This window comes from Chryseobacterium sp. FH1, assembly GCF_000735135.1.
Lineage (GTDB): Bacteria > Bacteroidota > Bacteroidia > Flavobacteriales > Weeksellaceae > Epilithonimonas.
In genome coordinates this window covers 573,570-584,472 of sequence record NZ_JPLZ01000006.1, presented here as the reverse complement: position 1 = coordinate 584,472, position 10,903 = coordinate 573,570, and the positions used below count along the sequence as shown (strand labels likewise).

Below are 10,903 nucleotides of genomic sequence, written 5' to 3'. Positions count from 1 at the left end.
GTTATCTTAAAGTCCACCCTTAGCTGGGTGGACTTTTTTATGTTTTTTAACTGATATAAGACTATGATTGACCGGCTAGATATTTTTTGATCTTCATCATCAGAAAATCCGGCATAAGCCGTGGAAGATTGGAAAGAAGCCAATTCATCGAACCAACGATCTTCTTCCCTTTTCCATAAAGCAAAAGTTTCACACCTTCTTCGGCAACGACTTCCGGATGTACGGGCTTGTTGGTTCTCACCATATTTGCCTTGAGCATTGTCTCGGTATAAAATCCGGTATCGATCGGTCCGGGACAAAGCGCAGTGACCACAACTCCCGTTCCCCCAAGTTCGAAAGCAAGCGTTTCCGTAAAGGCCAAAACGAAACTTTTCGTTGCAGAGTAAACAGAATAATATGGAAACGGCAGAAATGCCATAAGAGATGCAACATTCATTATCCTGCCTGATCCTCTTGCCACCATCTCTGTCGCAAAAAGTTTGTTGAGTACCACCAGACTGGAAATGTTCAAGTCGATCATTTTCAGTTCCTCTTCCAGAGAGGTCTCTATGAATTCTCCATAAGTTCCAACACCGGCATTGTTGACCAGACCAGTAACCAGCAGATTTCTCTCCAAGACTTCACCATAGAGCTCAATTGCATTGTCCACCACGGACAGGTCTTTGACTATGTAATACACAGAGATCTTGTAGAAATTGATCAGTTCTTCCTGCAACTTTCTCAGCTTTTCCTCACTTCTAGCCACCAAAATCAGATTTTTGTCTTTCTCAGCCAATTGGATGGCCATTTGATAGCCTATTCCGGATGATGCTCCGGTGATCAATATATATTCTTTCATTTCTTTAAATTTTAATGCTCTTCTTCTTTTTCGACATCAAGACTTGGCGGAATCAGTTTGTACATTACAGGGGTCACAATTCTTGAAAGAATCGTTGAGCTTATCAAACCTCCGATCAACACAATGGCCAAAGGTGCGATCAATGGATTTGAATTTAATGCCAAAGGAATCAATCCACAAATTGCTGTGATGGAAGTTAAAACCACAGGAAGAAAACGTGTTTCTCCGGCAATGGCAATGGCTTCGTCGATCGACTTCCCTTCCAGTCTAAGCTGATTCGTGAAATCTACCAGCAATAGAGAATTTTTAACTTGAATTCCCGACAGTCCGATGAATCCGATGATCGCAACCATCGACATAGGGCTTCCGTCGATCAGCAGGAAAATAACCCCACCTAAAATTCCCAACGGAATGATGGACAAAACGATAATGATCCCTTTGAATGTTTTGAACTGTAACAACAAGACCGCAATGAAAAGAAATGTGCTCAAAATAATGACCGAGATAAAGTTACCACCCAGCGCATCGCCTTCAGATTCTTTTTCACCAGCCAGTTTGTAAGAATAGCCTTGCGGCATTTTCAGTTTGTCAAGCTTCGGAACAATATCCACCAGCAGGTCATTGGCATAGTAGCCTTTGGCCGTCATTGCAGAAACTTTGGCAAATCTTGACTTATTGAAGTGGTTGATCGCTGTTGGAGAAGTTTCAAAGGTAACAGTCGCGATCTGATCCAGTGCGATCGGAGCACCCTGGACATTGTTAACATAAAGATTTTTCAAAGCATCGAGAGTGGAGAATTTTTCCCTTGGCAAAGTCAAGGTCACGGTTCTTGAATCACCCCGGTCATCAATGTAATCTCCAACAGGAAGTCCGGCAATGGCAAGGCGGATCACTTTATCGACCTCACTGGTCATCACGCCTAAGGTTCTTGCTTTTTCTTTATTGATCTTTACCTTGACATCTGTTTTATAGGTATTTAACTCATTGTTGACGTAAACTGTTCCTTCCTGTTTTCTCAGAATATTTTCAACCTGTGAAGAGAGTGATCGCAGCACCGCTGGATCTTCACCAAAAAGGCGAACCACAATATTGGCTTCAATCGGTGTTCCCTGTTCGAAATCTTTGACCTCAATTTTCGCGTAAGGTATTGTCTTGAATTTTTCTCTCAAGGTTTCGATCAGTTCGGTCTTTACAGCTGGTTTTGCCTCGTCATCCAATTGAACAAAGACCTGGGCAAAATCGGGTTTTCTGTCCTGTGGATGCACATTGTAATAAATTTGCGGGTTTCCTTTACCCACATTCGAAGTATAATAGGTGATCTCCTTGTGATTTTTTAATTCCGACTCAACGATCTTCGCCACACGGTCACTTTCGGAAATGTTGGATTGAAGAGGCATTTTGATATTGATCAGAAACATCGGTTTTTCAGAGGTCGGAAATAGTTTAAATCCTGTGAAACTGAATAATGCAAATGCCAAAACACTCAAGGCCAATGAAATTCCGATCGTTATCTTTGGATATTTCAACGCATTAGGCATAATACCTTTGTAGCTGTTGGTCAGGAATTTCTGAAGGTATTGAAGAAAGATATTTCCGCCTTCGTGGTCGTGGGTCTTCAGAAACTTGCTTCCCAGAAAGGGAACCAACGTCAACGCGACCAACATCGAAGCTAATACACTCGTGATCACGGCCATCGGAAGACTTCTCATAAATTCTCCTGCAACATCAGGAAGGAACGCCAAAGGAAGAAACGCAATGATCAGCGTGGCGGTACAGCCAACGACTGCCAAGCCGATCTGTCTGGTTCCTTTCAGGACCGCATCTTTCTTGGAATGCCCTTCACGCAGCCATCTTTCAATATTCTCGACGACCACGATACTGTCATCGACCAGCAATCCCAAAGCGACCACCAGACCAACGATACTTAATTGGTTCAATGAAAATCCCAGTGCGTTCATTGCAATTAATCCCAGTGCCAGTGACAAAGGAATGGAGATCATCACGATCACCGAGGCACGCGTCCCTAAAGGCAGTAGCGTGATAATGACCAATATGATTGCCAATCCAAAGTCAATACCCAAATGTCCCAGACGCTGCGAAACCATATTCGCCTGATCGAAATTCTTGACCAGTTTGATATTTTCAGGAAGCTCTTTTGCAGTCTGCTCAAGGATCGGTTCAAATTCTTTCTGAACATCTGTAATATTTACATTGTCCTTCATCCCTGCACTGACAAGAACACAGCGGTGTCCGTTGATCCTCGTGATATGATCTACCGTTTGAGATTTGTAGCCCACTTCGGCAACATCTTTCATATAGACGATCTTTCCGTTGGCATTGTAGATGACGGTATTGGCTACATCCTCTTCATTTTTGAACTTACCACTCGTTTTTACGTTGAAAACTTTAGTGTCCATATCGATGCTTCCTCCCGGAATGTCGGCAGCCTCGCTCTGTAAACTTCCCATTACCACATTCAGAGGGATTCTCAGCTGAGCCAATTTATCCAGTTTCAGGTCTACCCTGATCTCCTGCTCAGGAATCCCGGAATAGATCACGTTTTTAAGATTGGTGATCTTCTCCAGTTTTGTTTTAAGTTTATCGGCTTCATCGTGCATCTTTTTCTCAGAAGCATTTTCCGACACCAAGGCAACCTGCAGTATTTTGACATCGGCCGAGGATATCTTTTCTGTTTTGATCTGATAGATATCTTTCGGAAGCTCACCGTTTTTCAGCGCATTGATCTCCGTGGAAATTTCCTGGTATTTGTTGTCCACATCAACGCCATATTTGAATTTGACCTCAAAGGCGGCAACACCATCTTCCACAGTGGTCAGGATCTTATCGATATTCTCCAATCCATAGATCTTATTTTCAATCGGTTTCACCACCTGTTCTTCCATATCCTTTGGACTTGTACCGGGGTAGATGACCGTGATCAGATATTGCGGCGGATGCGTAGCAGGATCTTCCGATCTCGGCATTGTGAACAGTGTCAGCATCCCCACTACGGCAACTAGAAGAAACATGATCAGCGTGAACTGATAGTTCTTTACAGCAAAATTTGTAATTTTCATCAGTTGTTATTTAATGATTTTAATGTTCGACTGCTCGTTCAGATAGGCACTGTTGGAGATCACTATCTTATCACTTTTCTGAAGTCCATCCTGTACGAAGACCTTGCTGTTTTCAAATTTGGCGATCGTGATCGGTCTTTTCTTGACCTTGCTGTTCTCAACAACAAAGACAAACGCCCTGTTTCCATCAGCTTCAAGGAGAGAATTATAAGGGATCACAATGAAGTCTTCTGAATGATCGGATTGGATCTCTGCATTTCCGAACATTCCCACGGCAGGTTTGCTGTCACCCAACATAAGCTTAAGCTCCACCTGAAAAGATCCGAGCGCCATATCGGCCACCTGTGATTTCCTGAACACGAAGGCATCGAATTTCTTTCCAGGATAACCGTCCAGCGTCACTACCGCCTTCTGCCCGATCTTTGTGGATGCCCATTCGGTATCTGTCAAGCCGACTTTCAGTAAATAATTGTTGTTGTGGGAAGTTTCATTGATCATCAGAACCGGAGAGCCAGGACCTACGATCTCGCCCGTGTTGGCTACTTTTTGCGAAACGAAGCCGTCAGAGCTTGCATAGATCTTTGCGTATCTTACATTGAAGGCAACGGCATCTTTTTGTCTGCGCGCAATGTCAAGACCTGTTCTAGTGTTCTGAACCTGCTCTAATGTGTAAACACTGTCTTTGTAGAGATTGGTTGCACGTTTGTAATCACGCTCATTCTTCTGAACATTCAGATCGGACTGAGTCAGACCGGCACGGATCTCGGTCTCATCCAGCGTTGCCAGAAGCTGACCCTTTCTAAAAAACTGACCTTCCTCAACATACACGCCACTCACTACTCCACCAATCTTGAAGGAGTAGGTCGTTTCGTTTTCCGTCGTCACCAGACCTGATGCGCTGATGTTTCCGGCAAGAGCCAGAGATCCGACCGATGCGGTCTTAACGGGAATGACCTCGGCATTTTCAAAGGGTTTGGCTTCTTTTTTCTCTTCTTTGCAGGACATGATTAGGAAGAGAGAAAACATTGATACTTTTAATGTTTTATTCATGATCTTTTAGTATTTTATCTTTTAAAATTAAATGTGGCATTGGCCCTTTCCAGTTCTGCAAAGGCGATCCAGGAATTGTACAGTGAAATATTGGCATTAAGCTGAGTGTTGACCACCTGATTCTGGGCATCCAACAGTTCAATATAAATGGCCATTCCTTCTTTGTACAGTTTGGTAACATCTCCGTTGTATTTTTGGGCAGTTTCTTTTTGCTTATTATCCGACTCATACTGTTCCAATGCTGACCTCAGATTGTTTTGGGAAACCTCGAACTGCAATAGCAATTGCTGTTTTACATTGTCTATCTGAGAACTGATCTTTTTGCTGTCCTCATCCACCTGCTTCAGCTTAAATTTGTTTTTGTTACCTGAGAAAATATTCCATTCCAAACTCAGACCTGCAAAATAGTAGCGGGACGACCTATCCACTCTAAAATCAAAATCCTGCAATCCCAGATCTGCGAATCCGCTTACTTTTGGAAACCAGTTGGATCTCGTCAATTGATAAACGTTTTCGTTGATCTCCTTTGCCTGTCCCATTTGTTTCAATTCTTCTCTGCTGGAAGTATTTTCTGTGATCATTTCCGTGGGCAATTCCATATTCTCATCAATTTCGATCTCTGAATCCAACTTTTGATTTAAAAGAAAATTAAAATAAGATCCTGCATTTTTGCTTGTGTTTTTTGCTGTCTCAAGGTTCGCCTCGATTCTCGTTACCTCGTTGTCACTCCTGAGTACTGCTGTTCTGTTGATCTTGTCATTTTTAAATAGCGACCTGTTGACCCTTTGATTTTCTTTAACAATGGAGAGTGCATTTTCATAGATCCTGATACCTTCCACAGATTGAAGATACTTGTAGTAGGCAATTTTTATTTCCTTGACCAATTCACGCTGGTAGATCTCCAGTTCTATCTTTTGCAACGTCGTCTGTTGAGCCTTGATCTTTTTATTGTAGATGATCTCATAGTTTAACAGAGGCATCGTCGTGTGAATCTTGACATCGTAGAAATTGTTTGGATTGATCAGTACCGACTGATTCTGGAGTTGTGGAAAAGCGTTGGAACTCGTGATCTGATTCAATGTGCTGTACACCGGATTCAGCATATCCCCGATCGGAATGTCAATGGTTCTTCCGCCGTCTGCAATGGTGTAATTGGTGACAAAGGCGACGTTCGGCGAAAACAATGACTGTGCTTCCTTCAGCGCATACAGACTTTTATTGATGTCAAAGTTCTTCTGTTTGATCACTTCGTTGTTTTCAAGACCGGCTTCGATATAGTGATCCAGATGACTTTGGGAATAAGAGAATGATCCGAAGCAAAGCAGCAATACGACTGATAATTTTTTCATTATATATACATTGTTTTTAATTTGAACATTGTTCATTTTTTAGAGCAAAAAAACTCATAGTTTTTCCAATATTTTTAAATATTCATTATAACCTTCAGACATAATGGTTTCAGGACTGCTGAACTTCACCCCTTTTGTTCTCTGGCGAATTTCAAGACAGCACATTCCGTGCACCAAACTCCAGATCATAAATGCCAAGGCTTCGGAATTATGCTCCTGGAAATGCCCCTGGTGCATACATTCTTCCACAGTTTTTTTCACATAACCAAATGTCTCATTCCCTTCTGACCATAGCTGATTTTTTTGGGTTTCCAGGTAATCCATAGGAGCTCTAAGATTGAACATCAAATCGTACATTTCAGAATTTTCCAAGGCAAACTTAATATAGACCGATCCCATTTTTCTCAGTCTTTTCATCGGGTCTTCTATGGTAAAAAGTTCATGGAAGTATTGTCCCAACTCCTGAAATCCGATCGAATGCAGGTCGTGGAAGATCGCATTTTTATCTTTGAAATAAACGTAGACCGTCCCGACACTGTAGTTGATCTCATCAGCAATATTTCTGATCGTGGTAAACTCTATCCCCCTTTCAACGAAAAGCTTTTTGGCTCCGTTCAGGATCAGCAGTCTTAGTGCTTCCTTTTCCTTCTGTTTTCTTTCGCTGATACTCATGAAATGATTTTATGATGCAAATATATAAATATTTTTTGAACGTTGTTCATTTTTTTTATTTTACGTATAAAATTCTGCTCTATCGATCGGGTCCCTCGAGTAGATCTTGTCTGATAATAAAGAATTTTAAAGATTTGAAATCATTTATATTTGTAAGATATAAAAATCATATAAATCAATGCTGGAACAATTTGCACATTTTTCTGATGTCGAAATACAGTTCTTTAATAAAAATATCTGCAAAAAGTATGTGGACAAAAGTGAGATCCTCAGCAAAGAAGGTGAAGTTTCAAAATCTATATTTTTTATTGTAAAAGGATCATTTTATCAATCTTATCACAATGCCCGGGAAGAGGAGATCATTACAGATCTTCATTTGGAAAATGAATGGGCATTCAATCTGGAAAGTCTGGTTTCCCAGAAGCCTGCAAAAGCTACCCTTAAGGCATTTGAAAGATCCGAAGTTATGGAACTGACCCTTGACAGTCTGCACACACTTATTAATATTTCGAACAAATTCCTGCAGTTCAACAAACTTCTCATCTCGAATCCGAAATTGCGCTTCTATGATGAGAATATGAACCCTGCGGAACAGTACAATTACATCCTCAAAACAAGACCTCAGCTGATACAGACATTTCCGCTTTCTATGATTGCTTCCTATCTCAAAATGAGGCCTGAAACCTTAAGTCGGATACGAGCGAATGTTTCTTTTTGATTTCGATCAAGTGCTACTCTGAGATATTATCATCAAGTTTGAAGAAAAAAATATGATGACAGCAATAATCCCAAAACTACCGATGCGCAATAAGGAAATAACAAGAAAATACTACACGTTGTTAGGATTTGAGATTTCCCAAAATGATTTTCAAGGCTATTTGATGATGAAAAAAGATGCTCTGGAAATTCATTTTTTTGAATTCGGCGATCTGCTGCCCAAAGAAAATTATGGTCAGATCTATATCAGGTGTACAAATATAAATTCGATATACGAAACTTACAAAAAAGCAAGAATTGAAATCCATCCGGCAGGACATCTTACCGAAAAACCGTGGGGACAGAAAGAATTTTCATTGCTTGACCCTGATCATAACCTGATCACATTCGGACAGACTTTAATATAAAGAGCTTTTGAAATAGTGAGCAGAACCAAAAACTAGCTTACGTTATTAAACTCATTACTACCTACAAAAAGTATTTTAAAATTCATTGTAGTAAGTAAAATAAATAGCGCCACTTTCCTAAAGTGACGCTATAAAAAACAAATTTAACTTAATTCCTAGAAGCAAATATGTAACTATTGGATGCTCATCCCGCCGTCTATTACCTGCTCTGTACCTGTAAGAAACGATGATTCGTCGGAAGCTAAAAACACCACCAGGTCGCTAACTTCACTTGCATCTGCCATTCTGCCAAGAGGCGTAACATCTGCCGCGCCACTTCCATCTTCGCCAGTGGCTTCCACCATCATTGGGGTTTTGATGTATCCTGGATGCACTGAATTGGCTCTTATATTTTCTTTGCCATATTCTACAGCTGCTGCTTTTGTAAGACCTCTGACAGCAAATTTACTGCCCGTATAGGCCAAACTTGGATATCCAGGAATTGCTACTATTCCCGCAACTGAGGAAATATTCACGATGGAGCCTACACCAGCCTTCTGCATCGACGGTATCGTGTACTTCATTCCATAGAAAACAGCATTTTGATTGATTTCGACTACCTTCAGATATTCCTCTTCTGTAATTTCAGTCACTGTTTTGATTGGACCTAAAATTCCTGCGTTGTTGACCAAAACATTGACAGGTCCAAACTTTTCTTCTCCTTTCGCTACGACATCTTTCCATTGTTCGACATCCGAAACATCGTGCTTTAAGAACAGAGCATTTTCACCTAATTCATCAGCGATCTTTTTTCCTTTTTCTTCATTGAGATCCGTAAGTATCACCTTGGCTCCTTCTGCAATAAATTTTCTTGCGTGCGACTCTCCCATTCCTTGGGATGCACCTGTAATAATGGCTATTTTTCCTTTTAATCGTTCCATACTAATTAAATTTAATTATAAAATAAAATTAGCGATTGATCATCTCCTATTGCTTACCCGAAGTTGGACAAACTTTATCATTTTATGGATTTATCAAATTATATTTACGGAATGAAGTGGGCGTCTCACCAGTCTGCTTTTTAAAATAACGGCTGAACGATTGAAGATTGGTAAATTGAAGGTCATCGGCGATTTGACTTATTGACTCGCTGGAATCTGACAAACGCACTTTACACTCAGACAGGAGCGCCATATTGATGATCTCTGCAGGCGTTTGATAAAACTGGCTTTTTACAATTTTATGCAGGTAATTGGTTGTGATATTCAGCTCTTGGGCGTAAAATTCAATATTTCTAAAAGTCAGGTAGTGCTTTGAGACCAATTTTTTGAAGTTGTATCCAATCTCTTCCTCACGAGGTTGATGAATGGTGTTCCTGTTTTCGATGTACCTGTTTACCAAAAAATCACTTTCATTGATCAAAGCAAGAAGCATACTTTTAGCGGAATAGATCCATCTTTCGTTGTCTGCCTCCGAAGCAATTAAAAAATCCAAAGTACGTGCAAACAAAGTATTCATTTTCGAGTGGTCTTCCTTGGAAAGAACGACCTGTGAACCGAACTTGTTTTTCAGAAAAGAATTGGGCGCAATAGAGAAGAAACTTTCGAAAAGATAGTCCATAAACTTTTTCGTAAACAGTACAAACATTCCCTTTGTACCAGCTTCTATCTTTATAACTTTTACATTTTGTTCAGGACGATAAATTAATAATGAACGTTCATCTATCAGAAATTTCTGGTAATCTACTTCGATGGTGATACTACCGGAATTGATAATTCCATAGGCGAAATAGTGCGGTTTCATTTCAAAAGGCTCGAAGATCTCCGGTACATCTGTAAGATACAGGAAATCATCTGAAATACTCCAGTCGAGCTTTCTATAGTTGATGATATTCCTGATCGTATATTGCTTAATCTCGTCCTTTATTTTCATTGATTTAAGTTATCAAATTTATCGGAATGATAATGCATTTTTCAAAACATTTATTACATCAGAAAGTTGATGCGAATTTTTAAAAGACTTAAATAACTAAAAATATAGCTGAAAATATTTTGATCTGATCCTATTTTCTCTTTTCAAGAAATCCTTTTATCATTATTCTGACAGCAACATCTCTATCTTTAATTGAACATTCATCTTGATCGGTGAGTGCTTCTTTTATTTTGTTAATGAGAACAACATCTCAAAACTAAAAAATTACCTTTTCAACTTCGTTTTACTTAATTATTCCTGCCAAAAAGAATATCCAAAATTCTTCCGTTCTTGTTTGTACAGTCATAAGAATTCGACTTTTGATGCAGAGGAATGTCTAAACTTTGGAAAAAATTGCTGAAGATGTATGAAAATGAAGAAAGTGAAAACAAATCGCTTAAAAATAATTGTGCACTCTGATAATTTGTCTCTTTCCGGTCGATCGCTTCCTGAACTTCAAAGATCAGATCTTTAAAACTCTCTAAAATATTCTGAAAAAACAATTGCAGATCCTGGCTGACTTTAAGTCTTACCATCAGAAAAACATCGATGTAGGGATACAGACTACATATCTTGTCCGATTCTTCCAAAAAATTGAGGATCTTACTTTTCAGATCGTCTTTGCATATCAATGTTTCGTAGCGGGGTCGTACTAGAGTGCTAAGGATCTCTTTTGTAACAACGGTCTGAAGATTGTCCCTCGACCTGAAATAATAGTGAATCACCGTACGGTTTGCCCTTGATCTTTCAGCGACATCGTAAAGCGTGAATCCGAAATTCCCTTCCTTTAGCAGAAGATCTACCGTGGCCGCTTTTATTTTATTTTCTGTATCACTCATTCTT

General features: G+C 39.9%; 10 protein-coding genes. 2 read left to right on the top strand and 8 right to left on the bottom strand.

The annotated features are described in order from the left end of the window. Nucleotides 1-61 precede the first annotated feature (61 nt). The 5 genes from IO90_RS09675 to IO90_RS09655 are packed head-to-tail and all read right to left on the bottom strand — an operon-like array spanning nt 62 to nt 6,986. Nucleotides 62-838 (bottom strand): SDR family NAD(P)-dependent oxidoreductase, encoded by a 777-nt coding sequence (locus IO90_RS09675; protein WP_034965970.1) that lies wholly within the window; start codon nt 836-838, stop codon nt 62-64. A gap of 11 nt (nt 839-849) precedes the next feature. Further along, nucleotides 850-3,915 carry an efflux RND transporter permease subunit gene (locus IO90_RS09670; RefSeq protein WP_034965968.1) on the bottom strand — a complete coding sequence of 1,022 codons (3,066 nt, stop codon included), beginning with the start codon at nt 3,913-3,915 and terminating at the stop codon, nt 850-852. Nucleotides 3,916-3,921: 6 nt separating this feature from the next. Continuing rightward, complete coding sequence (locus IO90_RS09665) at nt 3,922-4,965, bottom strand: efflux RND transporter periplasmic adaptor subunit (RefSeq protein WP_034965967.1); 1,044 nt, start codon at nt 4,963-4,965, stop codon at nt 3,922-3,924. 14 nt (nt 4,966-4,979) lie between these two features. Next, nucleotides 4,980-6,314, bottom strand: coding sequence for a TolC family protein (locus IO90_RS09660; protein WP_034968858.1), 1,335 nt, complete (start codon nt 6,312-6,314; stop codon nt 4,980-4,982). Nucleotides 6,315-6,368: 54 nt separating this feature from the next. Continuing rightward, nucleotides 6,369-6,986, bottom strand: coding sequence for a TetR/AcrR family transcriptional regulator (locus IO90_RS09655; RefSeq protein ID WP_034965966.1), 618 nt, complete (start codon nt 6,984-6,986; stop codon nt 6,369-6,371). A gap of 178 nt (nt 6,987-7,164) precedes the next feature. Between IO90_RS09655 and IO90_RS09650 the strand changes: the two genes are divergently transcribed. Both IO90_RS09650 and IO90_RS09645 read left to right on the top strand, forming a co-directional pair. Then, a complete protein-coding gene (locus IO90_RS09650) occupies nt 7,165-7,704 on the top strand; it encodes a Crp/Fnr family transcriptional regulator (protein ID WP_034965965.1) in 540 nt (179 codons plus the stop codon). A gap of 52 nt (nt 7,705-7,756) precedes the next feature. Then, nucleotides 7,757-8,110 (top strand): bleomycin resistance protein, encoded by a 354-nt coding sequence (locus IO90_RS09645; protein WP_034965964.1) that lies wholly within the window; start codon nt 7,757-7,759, stop codon nt 8,108-8,110. 173 nt (nt 8,111-8,283) lie between these two features. On the opposite strand, the gene IO90_RS09640 is transcribed toward IO90_RS09645, so the two are convergent. From IO90_RS09640 to IO90_RS18355, 3 genes are all read right to left on the bottom strand, one after another. Continuing rightward, complete coding sequence (locus IO90_RS09640) at nt 8,284-9,030, bottom strand: glucose 1-dehydrogenase (RefSeq protein ID WP_034965963.1); 747 nt, start codon at nt 9,028-9,030, stop codon at nt 8,284-8,286. A gap of 82 nt (nt 9,031-9,112) precedes the next feature. Further along, entirely contained in the window at nt 9,113-10,021 is a 909-nt protein-coding gene (locus IO90_RS18360) for a helix-turn-helix domain-containing protein (RefSeq protein ID WP_051878489.1), read from the bottom strand. 287 nt (nt 10,022-10,308) lie between these two features. Continuing rightward, nucleotides 10,309-10,899: a TetR/AcrR family transcriptional regulator gene (locus tag IO90_RS18355; RefSeq protein WP_051878487.1), complete on the bottom strand. Its 591-nt coding sequence runs from the start codon at nt 10,897-10,899 to the stop codon at nt 10,309-10,311. Nucleotides 10,900-10,903: the final 4 nt, after the last annotated feature.

Coding starts and splice junctions, on each gene's coding strand:
- IO90_RS09675 (WP_034965970.1), bottom strand. CDS start 838: ATGAAAGAATATATATTGATCACCGGAGCATCATCCGGAATAGGCTAT.
- IO90_RS09670 (WP_034965968.1), bottom strand. CDS start 3,915: ATGAAAATTACAAATTTTGCTGTAAAGAACTATCAGTTCACGCTGATC.
- IO90_RS09665 (WP_034965967.1), bottom strand. CDS start 4,965: ATGAATAAAACATTAAAAGTATCAATGTTTTCTCTCTTCCTAATCATG.
- IO90_RS09660 (WP_034968858.1), bottom strand. CDS start 6,314: ATGAAAAAATTATCAGTCGTATTGCTGCTTTGCTTCGGATCATTCTCT.
- IO90_RS09655 (WP_034965966.1), bottom strand. CDS start 6,986: ATGAGTATCAGCGAAAGAAAACAGAAGGAAAAGGAAGCACTAAGACTG.
- IO90_RS09650 (WP_034965965.1), top strand. CDS start 7,165: ATGCTGGAACAATTTGCACATTTTTCTGATGTCGAAATACAGTTCTTT.
- IO90_RS09645 (WP_034965964.1), top strand. CDS start 7,757: ATGATGACAGCAATAATCCCAAAACTACCGATGCGCAATAAGGAAATA.
- IO90_RS09640 (WP_034965963.1), bottom strand. CDS start 9,030: ATGGAACGATTAAAAGGAAAAATAGCCATTATTACAGGTGCATCCCAA.
- IO90_RS18360 (WP_051878489.1), bottom strand. CDS start 10,021: ATGAAAATAAAGGACGAGATTAAGCAATATACGATCAGGAATATCATC.
- IO90_RS18355 (WP_051878487.1), bottom strand. CDS start 10,899: ATGAGTGATACAGAAAATAAAATAAAAGCGGCCACGGTAGATCTTCTG.